9 protein-coding genes, 2 tRNA genes and 3 rRNA genes are annotated in these 15,996 nt (G+C 57.6%); all 14 read left to right on the forward strand.

Features of this window, described 5'->3' with window-relative positions:
- Window positions 1–30: 30 nt before the first annotated feature.
- The 14 genes from mrcB to rrf all read left to right on the forward strand — a co-directional run bounded on the left by mrcB (window position 31) and on the right by rrf (window position 15,911).
- A complete protein-coding gene (gene mrcB / locus ABOC32_RS07060) occupies window positions 31–2,352 on the forward strand; it encodes a penicillin-binding protein 1B (RefSeq protein ID WP_016501609.1) in 2,322 nt (773 codons plus the stop codon).
- Between the two features lie 15 nt (window positions 2,353–2,367).
- Window positions 2,368–3,171: a tetratricopeptide repeat protein gene (locus ABOC32_RS07065; RefSeq protein ID WP_426810544.1), complete on the forward strand. Its 804-nt coding sequence runs from the start codon at window positions 2,368–2,370 to the stop codon at window positions 3,169–3,171.
- Complete coding sequence (locus ABOC32_RS07070; protein WP_041167876.1) at window positions 3,171–3,503, forward strand: YqcC family protein; 333 nt, start codon at window positions 3,171–3,173, stop codon at window positions 3,501–3,503. The genes ABOC32_RS07065 and ABOC32_RS07070 overlap by 1 nt, the downstream gene beginning before the upstream one ends.
- A gap of 410 nt (window positions 3,504–3,913) precedes the next feature.
- On the forward strand, window positions 3,914–5,638 hold the full coding sequence (locus tag ABOC32_RS07075; RefSeq protein ID WP_043203662.1) for an acetolactate synthase 3 large subunit: 1,725 nt from the start codon (window positions 3,914–3,916) through the stop codon (window positions 5,636–5,638).
- Window position 5,639: 1 nt separating this feature from the next.
- Window positions 5,640–6,131, forward strand: coding sequence for an acetolactate synthase small subunit (ilvN, locus tag ABOC32_RS07080; protein ID WP_003250040.1), 492 nt, complete (start codon window positions 5,640–5,642; stop codon window positions 6,129–6,131).
- A 54-nt stretch (window positions 6,132–6,185) separates the two neighbouring features.
- A complete protein-coding gene (ilvC, locus tag ABOC32_RS07085; RefSeq protein WP_056795202.1) occupies window positions 6,186–7,202 on the forward strand; it encodes a ketol-acid reductoisomerase in 1,017 nt (338 codons plus the stop codon).
- 150 nt (window positions 7,203–7,352) lie between these two features.
- The gene (pssA, locus tag ABOC32_RS07090; protein ID WP_003250045.1) at window positions 7,353–8,204 is read left to right on the forward strand and encodes a CDP-diacylglycerol--serine O-phosphatidyltransferase; all 852 of its coding nucleotides are present in this window, start codon (window positions 7,353–7,355) and stop codon (window positions 8,202–8,204) included.
- Window positions 8,205–8,283: 79 nt separating this feature from the next.
- A complete protein-coding gene (gene msrP / locus ABOC32_RS07095) occupies window positions 8,284–9,297 on the forward strand; it encodes a protein-methionine-sulfoxide reductase catalytic subunit MsrP (protein ID WP_426810545.1) in 1,014 nt (337 codons plus the stop codon).
- Entirely contained in the window at window positions 9,297–9,908 is a 612-nt protein-coding gene (gene msrQ, locus ABOC32_RS07100; protein ID WP_426810546.1) for a protein-methionine-sulfoxide reductase heme-binding subunit MsrQ, read from the forward strand. Before msrP ends, msrQ begins: the two co-directional genes overlap by 1 nt.
- 852 nt (window positions 9,909–10,760) lie before the next feature.
- A 16S ribosomal RNA gene (locus tag ABOC32_RS07105) occupies window positions 10,761–12,297 on the forward strand.
- 77 nt (window positions 12,298–12,374) lie between these two features.
- Window positions 12,375–12,451: transfer RNA gene (locus ABOC32_RS07110), tRNA-Ile, on the forward strand.
- 7 nt (window positions 12,452–12,458) lie between these two features.
- Window positions 12,459–12,534: transfer RNA gene (locus ABOC32_RS07115), tRNA-Ala, on the forward strand.
- Window positions 12,535–12,769: 235 nt separating this feature from the next.
- Window positions 12,770–15,661: ribosomal RNA gene (locus ABOC32_RS07120) — 23S ribosomal RNA — on the forward strand.
- 134 nt (window positions 15,662–15,795) lie between these two features.
- Window positions 15,796–15,911, forward strand: a 5S ribosomal RNA gene (gene rrf, locus ABOC32_RS07125).
- The 16S, 23S and 5S rRNA genes sit together here with 2 tRNA genes alongside, the layout of an rRNA operon.
- Window positions 15,912–15,996: the final 85 nt, after the last annotated feature.

Raw genomic sequence — 15,996 nt, forward strand, 5'->3', positions numbered from 1 at the left:
GCCTTTATAAAGTGCGTATAATCCGCCGCCATGACCCGAACCCGAAATCCCCGTACCCCTCAGAAACGCCCGACCGGCCGCTCTCGCGCCTGGCTGGGCTGGGCTTTGAAGCTCAGCCTGGTAGGCCTGGTGATCGTTGCCGGCTTCGCGGTTTACCTCGATGCCGTTGTCCAGGAGAAGTTCTCCGGCAAGCGCTGGACCATCCCTGCCAAGGTGTATGCCCGGCCGCTGGAGCTGTTCACTGGTCAGAAACTGAGCAAGAACGACTTCCTTACCGAACTCGACGCGCTCGGCTACCGGCGTGAAAGCGCGGCCAATGGCCCGGGTGCGGCGGCCGTCAACGGCAATACCGTCGACCTCAATACCCGTGGTTTCCAGTTCTACGAGGGCATGGAGCCGGCACAGTTCGTACGCGTGCGCTTCTCCGGCGATTACGTGGCGGGCCTTTCGGCAGCCAACGGCAAGGCGCTCGACGTGGTGCGGCTTGAACCGCTGATGATCGGCGGTATCTACCCGAAAAACCTCGAAGACCGCATCCTGATCAAGATCGACCAGGTACCCAAGTACCTGCTCGAAACCCTGGTGGCGACCGAAGACCGCGACTTCTACAGCCACTACGGCGTGTCGCCCAAGTCCATCGCCCGGGCCATGTGGGTCAACACCTCGTCCGGCTCGATGCGCCAGGGCGGCAGCACCCTGACCCAACAGCTGGTGAAGAACTTCTACCTCAGCAGCGAACGCAGCCTCAGCCGCAAGCTGACCGAAGCGATGATGGCCATGCTGCTTGAGTTGCACTACGACAAGCGCGAGATTCTCGAGGCCTACCTCAACGAGGTGTTCGTCGGTCAGGATGGCCAGCGTGCAGTGCACGGCTTCGGCCTGGCCAGCCAGTTCTTCTTCAGCCAGCCGCTTTCGGAGCTGAAGCTGCATCAGATCGCCTTGCTGGTGGGCATGGTCAAGGGGCCGTCCTACTACAACCCGCGGCGTTACCCTGACCGCGCCCTGGCCCGCCGCAACCTGGTGCTCGACCTGGTGGCCGAGCAGGGTGTGGCCAGCCAGGCGGAAGTCGATGCTGCGAAGAAGATGCCGTTGGGCGTGACCAAGCGCGGCAGCCTGGCCGACAGCTCGTTCCCGGCTTTCCTCGACCTGGTCAAGCGTCAGCTGCGCCAGGACTACCGCGACGAAGACTTGACCGAAGAAGGCCTGCGTATCTTCACCAGCTTCGACCCGATCCTGCAGATGAAGGCCGAAACTTCGATGAGCGAGACCTTCAAGCGCCTGTCGGGGCGCAAAGGTGCTGACGAGGTGGAATCGGCCATGGTCGTGACCAACCCGGAAACCGGTGAGGTTCAGGCGCTGATCGGTAGCCGCCAGGCAGGCTTCGCCGGTTTCAACCGGGCCATCGATGCTGTGCGGCCGATCGGCTCGCTGGTCAAGCCGTCGGTGTACCTGACTGCGCTGGAGCAGCCGAGCAAGTACACCCTGACCAGCTGGGTGCAGGACGAGCCATTTTCGGTCAAGGGTGCCGATGGCCAGGTCTGGCGCCCACAAAACTATGACCGTCGACCGCATGGCACCATCTACCTGTACCAGGGGCTTGCCAACTCGTACAACCTGTCCACCGCCAAGCTCGGCCTGGAAGTGGGCGTGCCCAATGTGATCAAGACCATTGGCCGGTTGGGGGTGAATGTCGACTGGCCAGCCTTCCCGGCCATGCTGCTGGGGGCCGGCGGCATGTCGCCGATGCAGGTTGCGACCATGTACCAGACCATCGCAAACGGCGGTTTCAACACCCCGATGCGCGGTATCCGCAGTGTGCTGACCGCCGAGGGTGAGCCGCTCAAGCGCTACCCGTTCCAGATCCAGCAAACCTTCGACCCGGGCGCCATCTACCTGGTGCAGAACGCCATGCAGCGGGTAATGCGCGAAGGTACCGGGCGCTCGGTGTACAACACCTTGCCGCGCTCGCTGACCCTGGCGGGCAAGACCGGTACCAGTAACGACTCGCGCGACAGCTGGTTCTCCGGCTTCAGCCAGGACCTGCTGGCCGTGGTGTGGATGGGCCGTGACGATAACGGGAAGACGCCCTTTACCGGTGCCACCGGTGCCCTGCAGGTGTGGACCAGCTTCATGAAGAAGGCCGACCCGCTGCCGCTGGACATGCCGCAGCCGGACAACGTGGTGCAGGCCTGGATCGACCCGTACACTGGCCATGGGTCTGATGGCAGCTGTCCGGGAGCGGTGCAGATGCCGTATATTCGCGGGAGTGAACCGCCCGCCGGCGCGACCTGTGGCGGCGAGCAGAATCCAGCAGAGTCGGTCATGGACTGGGTCAAAGGCTGGATGAATTAAGCACAGGCTGCATTGATGAGGTGTGACGTGAACAAGTGGCTGTTTCCTGCCGTGACGGCGCTGGCTGTGCTCCAGGGGTGCTCCAGCGTCCCGCGCGGTAATATTCCGGTGGTCGATTCGAGCACTCGCGTGTCCAACAGCGAGCGCGTGACGGCCAACCGCTCGGCGGGTGGCTATAACACGGGCACCGCGCAAGCGCAGACGTTGCCCGAAGACTCCGGCGTGACCGTGATGATCCCGCAGGGCGCTGGCGCTTCTGGCATCCAGACGTTCCCGGCTGCCAATGGCGCGGCGCCGATCAGCACCTCGCCAATCACGCCGGGCCCGATTACCCCTGGCCCGGTCAGTTCAGCGCCGATGACCACCAACCCCAACCCGATTGCCGACGAACCGTTCGACATCGCGGCAATGAACAGCACCCCGGCAAGCACCAGCGCGCCAACCGGCATTCCGCGTAGCAGCATCCCTGCGGGTGGCCTGTCGGCCGACGAGCAACTGGACGGCCCGGTGCTGGCACTGCTGACCACCGCGCAGACCCAGCAGGGCAGTGGTGACTTCAACGGCGCAGCTTCCAGCCTGGAGCGTGCACAGCGCATTGCCCCGCGCGAGCCGCAAGTGCTGTATCGCCTGGCTCAGGTGCGTCTGTCGCAAGGTGATGCGGCGCAGGCCGAGCAGTTGGCGCGTCGCGCCCTGACTTACGCCAACGGCCGCCCAAGCCTGCAGGCCGAGCTGTGGAATACCATCGCCCAGGCCCGCGAAAAACAGGGTGACAGCGCTGGCGCAGCACTGGCCCGGCAAAAGGCACGGGTCAATTCGTGATGATCGAGCAACGCATTCTGGACATTGCCGACCACCTGTTGCTGATCGAGCGTGAGCTGGTGGTGCAAGGGTGGTGGGATGACGAGCCACCCAGCGACGAGGCGCTGGCCAGTACCGTGCCGTTCGCGGTCGATACCCTCAGCTTCGAGCAGTGGCTGCAATGGATCTTCCTGCCGCGCATGAAGATCATCATCGAGCTGGGCCAGCCGTTGCCCAACGCCTCCAGCATCCTGGTCATGGCGGAGACCGTGTTTACCGACCGGCCGGAGCAAAGTCGTGAGCTACGCCGCCTGTTGGCAGCATTTGACCAATTGATCGCTCCTTCCGCCTGATTTCTTCAGTTTTTCCTTCAAGGGCCGCAGATTGTGGCCCTTTTTTATGGAAATCTTATTTATTCTGCTGCTGAAGCGATTTTTAGTGGTGGCAGGAATTCATCTTGGGGAAAAATTGGCAATAATTTTTCTTGACATGTTGGCGCCGAATCACAAGAATCCAACTTCCGCTGTAGAGGGACTGCCAGAAGCAGACCCGCTAAGCAGATCATGAGGTGCACACCCGCGCCGACCTGTTACACCCCGCAACGCGTTACCTCGCGCTGGGTGGGAAAACCCCGCAACACTCTGGGGTCCTCCCAATACTTGCTCAGTCAGTGCTGACGTTTTCGCTCATGCTCTGCTTGGCAGTAAACCTATTAAGACCCGTCCACTAGGGACGGTATTCTGGCGTTTTAGAGGTGAACAACGTGGAGCTTTTATCTGGCGCTGAGATGGTCGTCCGCTTCTTGCGTGACGAAGGCGTTAAGCACATCTACGGGTACCCTGGTGGTGCTCTCCTGCATGTTTACGACGCGCTGTTCAAAGAACCGGAAGTGGAACACATCCTGGTTCGTCACGAGCAGGCGGCAACCCATATGGCGGACGGCTACGCCCGCGCCACCGGCAAGGCCGGTGTGGTGCTGGTAACCTCCGGCCCGGGCGCGACCAATGCCATCACCGGCATTGCCACCGCCTACATGGATTCGATTCCGATGGTCATCCTGTCCGGCCAGGTGCCTAGCACCATGGTGGGTACCGATGCCTTCCAGGAAACCGACATGATTGGTATCTCGCGGCCGATCGTGAAGCACAGCTTCATGATCAAGAACCCGACCGAGATCCCTGAAGTCCTGAAAAAAGCCTTCTACCTGGCGCAATCCGGTCGCCCAGGCCCGGTCGTGGTCGACATTCCAAAAGATATGACCAACCCGGCCGAGAAGTTCGAATACGTCTACCCGAAAAAGGTCAAGCTGCGCTCCTACAGCCCGGCTGTCCGTGGCCACTCCGGCCAGATCCGCAAGGCTGCCGAGATGCTCCTGGCTGCCAAGCGCCCGATCGTCTACTCCGGTGGTGGCGTGATTCTCGGCGGTGGCTCCGAAGCCCTGACCGAAATCGCCAAGTCGCTGAACCTGCCGGTCACCAATACCCTGATGGGTCTGGGTGGCTTCCCGGGTACCGATCGCCAGTTCCTCGGCATGCTCGGCATGCACGGCAGCTACACCGCCAACATGGCCATGCACAACGCCGACGTGATCCTCGCTGTGGGCGCACGCTTCGACGACCGTGTGGTCAACGGCCCGGCCAAGTTCTGCCCGAACGCCAAGATCATCCATATCGACATCGACCCGGCGTCGATCTCCAAGATGATCAAGGCCGACGTGCCAATTGTCGGCCCGGTCGACAGCGTGCTCAGCGAAATGCTCGGCATCCTCAAGGAAATCGGCGAGCAGCCTGACAAGGCGACGCTGGATGCCTGGTGGAAGCAGATCGACGAATGGCGTGGCGATGGCGAGATGTTCCCTTACGACAAGGGCGACGGCACTGTCATCAAACCGCAGAAAGTCATCGAAACCCTGTGCGAAGTGACCCATGGCGATGCCTTCGTCACCTCCGACGTGGGCCAGCACCAGATGTTCGCGGCGCAGTACTACCGCTTCAACAAGCCGAACCGCTGGATCAACTCCGGTGGCCTGGGCACCATGGGCTTCGGCTTCCCGGCGGCGATGGGCGTCAAGCTCAACTTCCCGGACCAGGACGTTGCCTGCGTGACTGGCGAAGGCAGCATCCAGATGAACATCCAGGAGCTGTCCACCTGCATGCAGTACGGCCTGCCGGTGAAGATCGTCAACCTGAACAACGGTGTGTTGGGCATGGTCCGCCAGTGGCAGGACATGGCCTACAACGGTCGTCACTCGCACTCGTACGTCGAGTCGCTGCCTGACTTCATCAAGCTGGCCGAGGCCTATGGCCATGTGGGTATCCGCATCACCAGCCTGAAGGACCTCAAGCCGAAGCTGGAAGAGGCGTTTGCGATGAAGGACCGTCTGGTGTTCATCGACATCGCGGTTGACCGCAGCGAGCACGTCTATCCGATGCAGATCAAGGATGGCTCGATGCGTGACATGTGGCTGAGCAAGACGGAGCGTACCTGATATGCGGCACATCATTTCCCTGCTGCTGGAAAACGAACCAGGTGCGTTGTCCCGTGTGGTCGGCCTGTTCTCCCAGCGCAACTACAACATTGAAAGCCTGACCGTGGCGCCGACCGAAGACCCGACCCTGTCGCGTCTGACGCTGACCACCGTTGGCCATGACGAAGTGATCGAACAGATCACCAAGAACCTGAACAAGCTGGTCGAAGTGGTCAAGCTTGTCGACCTGTCGGAAAGTGCTCACATCGAGCGCGAGCTGATGCTGGTCAAGGTCAAGGCCACCGGTGCCCAGCGCGCCGAGATCAAGCGCACCACGGATATCTTCCGTGGCCAGATCGTCGACGTGACCGCCAGCGTGTACACCGTGCAGCTGAGCGGCACCAGCGACAAACTGGACAGCTTCATCCAGGCGATCGGCACTGCATCGATTCTCGAAACCGTGCGCAGCGGCGTTACCGGCATTGCCCGTGGCGACAAAGTGCTCAGCATCTAAATTCAAAAATTAGCGATGGCTCCGCAGGGGCCGAGATATAACCAGGGGTATTTCATGAAAGTTTTCTACGATAAAGACTGCGACCTTTCCATCATCCAGGGCAAGAAAGTCGCCATCATCGGTTACGGTTCCCAGGGCCACGCCCAAGCGTGCAACCTGAAAGACTCCGGTGTAGACGTTACCGTCGGTCTGCGTAAAGGTTCGGCCACCGTTGCCAAGGCGGAAGCCCACGGCCTGAAAGTTGCCGACGTTGCTACCGCTGTCGCTGCGGCTGACCTGGTGATGATCCTGACCCCGGACGAGTTCCAGGGCGCGCTGTACAAGAACGAGATCGAGCCGAACATCAAGAAGGGCGCTACCCTGGCCTTCTCCCACGGCTTCTCGATCCACTACAACCAGGTTGTTCCGCGTGCCGACCTCGACGTGATCATGATCGCGCCGAAGGCCCCGGGCCACACCGTTCGCTCCGAGTTCGTCAAAGGCGGCGGCATCCCTGACCTGATCGCTATCTACCAGGACGCTTCCGGCAACGCCAAGAACGTCGCCCTGTCCTACGCTGCTGGCGTGGGTGGCGGCCGTACCGGCATCATCGAAACCACCTTCAAGGACGAGACCGAAACCGACCTGTTCGGTGAGCAGGCCGTTCTGTGCGGCGGTACCGTCGAGCTGGTCAAAGCCGGTTTCGAAACCCTGGTCGAAGCTGGCTACGCGCCAGAAATGGCCTACTTCGAGTGCCTGCACGAGTTGAAGCTGATCGTTGACCTCATGTACGAAGGCGGCATCGCCAACATGAACTACTCGATCTCCAACAACGCCGAATACGGTGAGTACGTCACCGGCCCGGAAGTCATCAACGAAGAATCCCGCAAGGCCATGCGCAACGCTCTGAAGCGCATCCAGGACGGCGAGTACGCGAAGATGTTCATCTCCGAAGGCGCTACCAACTACCCGTCGATGACCGCCAAGCGTCGTAACAACGCTTCGCACGGCATCGAAATCATCGGCGAGCAACTGCGCTCGATGATGCCTTGGATCTCGGCGAACAAGATCGTCGACAAAGCCAAGAACTAAGTAACATCGCAACATGAAAAACGCGGCTTCGGCCGCGTTTTTTCGTTCTGGCAGTCAGCTTCTGGTATAAAGCAGACCAGTGGCCTGCTGTCAGAACCTGTTTCGCGGGCCCGTGTCGAACATTTTCCATCCTGTTGCAAGGTACCCTTTATGAGCGAACGTCCCGAAGAGCCGAACAAGCCCTCCGACGCCGAAAGCCTGCTACCTGTCGATGAGCACGTTGAAGAAGGGCATGACGCCGAAGGCCGCAAGGTGCGCCACCGCGGCATCTACCTGCTGCCCAACCTGTTCACCACCGCCAACCTGTTTGCCGGCTTCTATTCCATCATCAGTTCGATGAGCGCACAGAGCGCCCTGAGTGCCGGTGACCCGCGCGAGGCGAGCAAGTATTTCGCCTTTGCCGCCATCGCCATCTTCGTGGCCATGGTGCTCGACGGCCTGGACGGCCGCGTTGCGCGCATGACCAATACCCAGAGCGCCTTCGGTGCCGAGTATGACTCGCTGTCGGACATGGTCGCCTTCGGCGTGGCCCCTGCGTTGCTGGCCTTTGGCTGGGCGCTGGGTGACATGGGCAAGGTCGGCTGGATGGTCGCCTTCATCTATGTGGCCGGTGCTGCACTGCGCCTGGCACGCTTCAATACCCAGGTCGGCACCGCCGACAAGCGCTACTTTATCGGCCTGGCCAGCCCGGCGGCCGCAGGTGTGGTGGCGGGTACCGTGTGGGCGTTCAGCGATTACGGTATTCAGGGCTCCAAGCTGTCGTTCCTGGTGGCGCTGCTGGTGGCTGCTGCCGGCATGCTGATGGTCAGCAACATCAAGTACAACAGCTTCAAGGAGCTGGACCTCAAGGGGCGCGTGCCCTTCGTGGCCATCCTGGCCGTGGTGCTGGTGTTTGCCGTCGTGTTCAGCGACCCGCCGCGCATCCTGCTGCTGATCTTCCTCGCCTATGCGGCGTCGGGGCCGATCCAGTTCCTGTTGAAGGCACGCCGGCGCAAAGCGTGAAAATTGCTTAACGCTGGAATAACCCTCCGGCTCCATAGTCTTACTGGTACATCCGTTACCCAGTGCTATGGAGCCGCCCATGCTCATCAAGCTTCCCAGGTCTTCCGAGTGCAAGGCGTCGGAGATCACCCCCGAAGGCATCTACCTATCCCGTCGTACCCTGCTGGGTGGCTCGTTGGCCGGCCTGGCGCTGGGCGCATTGCCCGGCAGGGTGAGCGCTGCGGAGGTTTCGCGCTATGCCGATGTGCAGGCCGGCGCTGCACCGGCCTGGTTCACTGACAAGCTCGCTGCCACGCGCTGGCAGGCGGTGACGGTGAAGGACGAGGCAATCACGCCGTTCAAAGATGCTACCCATTACAACAACTTCTACGAGTTCGGGCCCGACAAGGGCGACCCGGCAGCCAATGGCGACAGCCTGCAGACCGAGCCGTGGTCGATTGTGGTGGATGGTGAGGTGGGCAAGCCTGGGCGCTATGCGCTGGAAGACTTCGTCAAACCTTATCAGCTTGAAGAGCGGATCTATCGGCTGCGTTGTGTAGAGGCGTGGTCGATGGTCATCCCGTGGCTGGGGTTCCCGCTGGCGCAGGTGCTCAAGCAGGTCGAGCCGACGTCCAAGGCGCGCTATGTGCGCTTCGAAACGTTGAAAGATCCGCAGCATATGCCTGGGCAGCGTTCAGGGTTCGCCTTGATCGACTGGCCTTATAGAGAAGGGTTGCGCCTGGACGAAGCGATGCACCCGCTGGCAATCCTGGCGGTCGGCATGTATGGCCGCGAACTGCCCAATCAGAATGGCGCACCGTTGCGCCTGGTGGTGCCGTGGAAATATGGCTTCAAGAGCATCAAGTCGATCGTGCGCATCAGCCTGGTGGCTGAGCAGCCCGGCACGACCTGGGAAGGCTTGGCGCCGGATGAATATGGTTTCTATGCCAATGTGAACCCGACGGTCGATCACCCGCGCTGGAGCCAGGCGCGCGAACGACGGTTGCCCAGCGGGTTGTTCAGCCCCAATGTGCGGGAGACGCAGATGTTCAATGGTTACGCCGATGAAGTGGCGTCGCTGTATACCGGGCTTGATCTGCGGAAGAACTACTGATGCGCTACCCCATGTTTCGCCTGGCCATCTTCGTCGTGGGGTGCCTGTTTCCGGCTTGGTGGCTGTACGAGGCGGCAATGAATCTGCTGGGGCCGGACCCCGGCAAGATCATGATGGACCGCCTTGGGCTTGGGGCGCTTACCTTCCTGCTGGTGACCTTGAGCATGACGCCGCTGCAGAAGCTGACGGGCTGGTCGGGCTGGATCGTGGTGCGCCGGCAGCTGGGGTTGTGGGTATTTGCTTATATAGTGCTGCACATCCTCTGTTACCTGTTCTTTATTCTCGGGCTGGATTGGGGGCAGCTGGCGGTGGAGTTGCGCAAGCGGCCCTACATTATTGTGGGGACGCTGGGGTTTCTCGGGTTGTTGACGTTGGCGGTCACCTCGAACCGGTATAGCCAGCGGCGGCTGGGCGCGCGGTGGAAGAAGCTGCACAGGCTGGTGTATGCGGTGCTTGGGTTGGGGTTGCTGCATTTCCTGTGGATCGTGCGCTCGGATCTGAGGGAGTGGGCTGTCTATGCGGTTATTGGTGCTGTGCTGATGGTGCTGCGTATCCCGGTCGTTGCGCGGGTTCTGCCCAGGGTTGTTAGAAAGCAGGGCAGGGCGGTTTGAAGGTGGGGGCGGGTTGTCTGGCGATCGAGTTGGATTGGAGATGTGCCTGCCACAACACCTTCAGCGCCTAGGAGATCGAGCGCCGCCCGCGCGGCGCATCGCGACGCAAGGCCGCTCCCACATCTGTTTCGGGCCAATCAATCCTGATCCATTGGCGCGCGGTCCCTTGCTTGTCCCCTTCGATATCGCGTCGTGCACCCAGGGGTACGCGCGCCGATGGCGCAGGAATAACTGGCCCGAAACAGATGTAGGAGCGGCCTTGCGTCGCGCGGGCGGCGCTCGATCTCCCAGGCGCTGAATGTGTTGTGGCGGACACCTGGTGGCCTTTACAGGGTCTTTTCCCCTTATATTTCACTTTCTTGAAAATAAGGGTTGACGCGCTTTCGAATCCCCTTATAATGCGCCCCACTTCCAGCGACATCGGAACGACAAACTCCTTGAGATTCAATGAGTTAGGTAGTTAAGGTGGTGTTGTAAGGGCTACGATCGAAAGATTGCAAGCGGTTGAAATGGTGGTTGACAGCGCTTCTAAACGCTGTATGATTCACCTCCCGCTACGAGAGATCGCAGCGAGTTAAGTGTTTGAAGCTAAACGAGTTTCTCGGAAAAAACTTCAAAATAAACGCTTGACAGGCTCTGAGGAAAGCGTAGAATGCGCGCCTCGGTTGAGACGAAAGGCTCTTAACCAAACGCTCTTTAACAAATTGAATCAAGCAATTCGTGTGGGTGCTTGTGAGTATGGACTGATAGTCAAAAAGATTATCAGCATCACAAGTGACCATGCGAGAAATCACATAGTCATTTGAGATTGCTGAGCCAAGTTTAGGGTTTCTTAAAAACCCAAGCAGTATTGAACTGAAGAGTTTGATCATGGCTCAGATTGAACGCTGGCGGCAGGCCTAACACATGCAAGTCGAGCGGATGAGAAGAGCTTGCTCTTCGATTCAGCGGCGGACGGGTGAGTAATGCCTAGGAATCTGCCTGGTAGTGGGGGACAACGTTTCGAAAGGAACGCTAATACCGCATACGTCCTACGGGAGAAAGCAGGGGACCTTCGGGCCTTGCGCTATCAGATGAGCCTAGGTCGGATTAGCTAGTTGGTGAGGTAATGGCTCACCAAGGCGACGATCCGTAACTGGTCTGAGAGGATGATCAGTCACACTGGAACTGAGACACGGTCCAGACTCCTACGGGAGGCAGCAGTGGGGAATATTGGACAATGGGCGAAAGCCTGATCCAGCCATGCCGCGTGTGTGAAGAAGGTCTTCGGATTGTAAAGCACTTTAAGTTGGGAGGAAGGGCATTAACCTAATACGTTAGTGTTTTGACGTTACCGACAGAATAAGCACCGGCTAACTCTGTGCCAGCAGCCGCGGTAATACAGAGGGTGCAAGCGTTAATCGGAATTACTGGGCGTAAAGCGCGCGTAGGTGGTTTGTTAAGTTGAATGTGAAAGCCCCGGGCTCAACCTGGGAACTGCATCCAAAACTGGCAAGCTAGAGTACGGTAGAGGGTGGTGGAATTTCCTGTGTAGCGGTGAAATGCGTAGATATAGGAAGGAACACCAGTGGCGAAGGCGACCACCTGGACTGATACTGACACTGAGGTGCGAAAGCGTGGGGAGCAAACAGGATTAGATACCCTGGTAGTCCACGCCGTAAACGATGTCAACTAGCCGTTGGAATCCTTGAGATTTTAGTGGCGCAGCTAACGCATTAAGTTGACCGCCTGGGGAGTACGGCCGCAAGGTTAAAACTCAAATGAATTGACGGGGGCCCGCACAAGCGGTGGAGCATGTGGTTTAATTCGAAGCAACGCGAAGAACCTTACCAGGCCTTGACATGCAGAGAACTTTCCAGAGATGGATTGGTGCCTTCGGGAACTCTGACACAGGTGCTGCATGGCTGTCGTCAGCTCGTGTCGTGAGATGTTGGGTTAAGTCCCGTAACGAGCGCAACCCTTGTCCTTAGTTACCAGCACGTTATGGTGGGCACTCTAAGGAGACTGCCGGTGACAAACCGGAGGAAGGTGGGGATGACGTCAAGTCATCATGGCCCTTACGGCCTGGGCTACACACGTGCTACAATGGTCGGTACAGAGGGTTGCCAAACCGCGAGGTGGAGCTAATCTCACAAAACCGATCGTAGTCCGGATCGCAGTCTGCAACTCGACTGCGTGAAGTCGGAATCGCTAGTAATCGCGAATCAGAATGTCGCGGTGAATACGTTCCCGGGCCTTGTACACACCGCCCGTCACACCATGGGAGTGGGTTGCACCAGAAGTAGCTAGTCTAACCTTCGGGAGGACGGTTACCACGGTGTGATTCATGACTGGGGTGAAGTCGTAACAAGGTAGCCGTAGGGGAACCTGCGGCTGGATCACCTCCTTAATCGACGACATCAGCCTGCTGATGAGCTCCCACACGAATTGCTTGATTCATTGTCGAAGACGATCAAGACCCTATATAGGTCTGTAGCTCAGTTGGTTAGAGCGCACCCCTGATAAGGGTGAGGTCGGCAGTTCAAATCTGCCCAGACCTACCAAATATGCGGGGCCATAGCTCAGCTGGGAGAGCGCCTGCCTTGCACGCAGGAGGTCAGCGGTTCGATCCCGCTTGGCTCCACCATTTGCATTACTTGATCAGAATTTAGAAATGAGCATTCGTTGATGAATGTTGATTTCTGACTTTTGTCAGATCGTTCTTTAAAAATTCGGATATGTGATAGAAATAGACTGAACACCAGTTTCACTGCTGGTGGATCAGGCTAAGGTAAAATTTGTGAGTTCTGCTCGAAAGAGCAACGTGCGAATTTTCGGCGAATGTCGTCTTCACAGTATAACCAGATTGCTTGGGGTTATATGGTCAAGTGAAGAAGCGCATACGGTGGATGCCTTGGCAGTCAGAGGCGATGAAAGACGTGGTAGCCTGCGATAAGCTTTGGGGAGTCGGCAAACAGACTGTGATCCAGAGATCTCTGAATGGGGGAACCCAGCCAGCATAAGCTGGTTATCTTGTACTGAATACATAGGTGCAAGAGGCGAACCAGGGGAACTGAAACATCTAAGTACCCTGAGGAAAAGAAATCAACCGAGATTCCCTTAGTAGTGGCGAGCGAACGGGGACCAGCCCTTAAGTTGGTTTGAGATTAGTGGAACGCTCTGGAAAGTGCGGCCATAGTGGGTGATAGCCCCGTACACGAAAATCTCTTATCAATGAAATCGAGTAGGACGGAGCACGAGAAACTTTGTCTGAATATGGGGGGACCATCCTCCAAGGCTAAATACTACTGACTGACCGATAGTGAACTAGTACCGTGAGGGAAAGGCGAAAAGAACCCCGGAGAGGGGAGTGAAATAGATCCTGAAACCGTATGCGTACAAGCAGTGGGAGCCTACTTGTTAGGTGACTGCGTACCTTTTGTATAATGGGTCAGCGACTTATATTCAGTGGCGAGCTTAACCGAATAGGGGAGGCGTAGCGAAAGCGAGTCTTAATAGGGCGTTTAGTCGCTGGGTATAGACCCGAAACCGGGCGATCTATCCATGGGCAGGTTGAAGGTTAGGTAACACTGACTGGAGGACCGAACCGACTACCGTTGAAAAGTTAGCGGATGACCTGTGGATCGGAGTGAAAGGCTAATCAAGCTCGGAGATAGCTGGTTCTCCTCGAAAGCTATTTAGGTAGCGCCTCATGTATCACTGTAGGGGGTAGAGCACTGTTTCGGCTAGGGGGTCATCCCGACTTACCAAACCGATGCAAACTCCGAATACCTACAAGTGCCGAGCATGGGAGACACACGGCGGGTGCTAACGTCCGTCGTGAAAAGGGAAACAACCCAGACCGTCAGCTAAGGTCCCAAAGTCATGGTTAAGTGGGAAACGATGTGGGAAGGCTTAGACAGCTAGGAGGTTGGCTTAGAAGCAGCCACCCTTTAAAGAAAGCGTAATAGCTCACTAGTCGAGTCGGCCTGCGCGGAAGATGTAACGGGGCTCAAACCATGCACCGAAGCTACGGGTATCACCTTTTGGTGATGCGGTAGAGGAGCGTTCTGTAAGCCTGTGAAGGTGAGTTGAGAAGCTTGCTGGAGGTATCAGAAGTGCGAATGCTGACATGAGTAACGACAATGCGAGTGAAAAACTCGCACGCCGAAAGACCAAGGTTTCCTGCGCAACGTTAATCGACGCAGGGTTAGTCGGTCCCTAAGGCGAGGCTGAAAAGCGTAGTCGATGGAAAACAGGTTAATATTCCTGTACTTCCAGTTATTGCGATGGAGGGACGGAGAAGGTTAGGCCAGCCTGGCGTTGGTTGTCCAGGTTTAAGGTGGTAGGCTGGAATCTTAGGCAAATCCGGGATTCCAAGGCCGAGAGCTGATGACGAGTTGCCTTTAGGCGACGAAGTGGTTGATACCATGCTTCCAAGAAAAGCTCCTAAGCTTCAGATAACTGGGAACCGTACCCCAAACCGACACAGGTGGTTAGGTAGAGAATACCAAGGCGCTTGAGAGAACTCGGGTGAAGGAACTAGGCAAAATGGCACCGTAACTTCGGGAGAAGGTGCGCCGGCGAGGGTCAAGGACTTGCTCCGTAAGCCCATGCCGGTCGAAGATACCAGGCCGCTGCGACTGTTTATTAAAAACACAGCACTCTGCAAACACGAAAGTGGACGTATAGGGTGTGACGCCTGCCCGGTGCCGGAAGGTTAATTGATGGGGTTAGCGCAAGCGAAGCTCTTGATCGAAGCCCCGGTAAACGGCGGCCGTAACTATAACGGTCCTAAGGTAGCGAAATTCCTTGTCGGGTAAGTTCCGACCTGCACGAATGGCGTAACGATGGCGGCGCTGTCTCCACCCGAGACTCAGTGAAATTGAAATCGCTGTGAAGATGCAGTGTATCCGCGGCTAGACGGAAAGACCCCGTGAACCTTTACTATAGCTTTGCACTGGACTTTGAATTTGCTTGTGTAGGATAGGTGGGAGGCTTTGAAGTGGGGACGCCAGTTCTCATGGAGCCATCCTTGAAATACCACCCTGGCAACTTTGAGGTTCTAACTCAGGTCCGTTATCCGGATCGAGGACAGTGTATGGTGGGTAGTTTGACTGGGGCGGTCTCCTCCCAAAGAGTAACGGAGGAGTACGAAGGTGCGCTCAGACCGGTCGGAAATCGGTCGTAGAGTATAAAGGCAAAAGCGCGCTTGACTGCGAGACACACACGTCGAGCAGGTACGAAAGTAGGTCTTAGTGATCCGGTGGTTCTGTATGGAAGGGCCATCGCTCAACGGATAAAAGGTACTCCGGGGATAACAGGCTGATACCGCCCAAGAGTTCATATCGACGGCGGTGTTTGGCACCTCGATGTCGGCTCATCACATCCTGGGGCTGAAGCCGGTCCCAAGGGTATGGCTGTTCGCCATTTAAAGTGGTACGCGAGCTGGGTTTAGAACGTCGTGAGACAGTTCGGTCCCTATCTGCCGTGGACGTTTGAGATTTGAGAGGGGCTGCTCCTAGTACGAGAGGACCGGAGTGGACGAACCTCTGGTGTTCCGGTTGTCACGCCAGTGGCATTGCCGGGTAGCTATGTTCGGAAGAGATAACCGCTGAAAGCATCTAAGCGGGAAACTTGCCTCAAGATGAGATCTCACTGGGATCTTGAATCCCCTAAAGGGCCGTCGAAGACTACGACGTTGATAGGTTGGGTGTGTAAGCGCTGTGAGGCGTTGAGCTAACCAATACTAATTGCCCGTGAGGCTTGACCATATAACACCCAAGCAATTTGCTAACGCAGATTGCGGTGGTGAAGATGATACGAACCGAAAGTTCGCAACAAACCACAAATATCGCATATCCGAATTCGCTGGGCTGTCCATCTGGACATTCTGGCTACAGAATTTCTTGACGACCATAGAGCATTGGAACCACCTGATCCCATCCCGAACTCAGTAGTGAAACGATGCATCGCCGATGGTAGTGTGGGGTTTCCCCATGTGAGAGTAGGTCATCGTCAAGATTCATTTCGCAAAACCCCTATCTGCGCATGCAGGTAGGGGTTTTGTCTTTGTGGCTAGAAAATCCCCAGTCCTGCCCGAACCCCT

This window comes from Pseudomonas sp. WOUb67 (genome assembly GCF_050058005.1).
Taxonomy (GTDB): Bacteria; Pseudomonadota; Gammaproteobacteria; order Pseudomonadales; family Pseudomonadaceae; genus Aquipseudomonas; species Aquipseudomonas putida_R.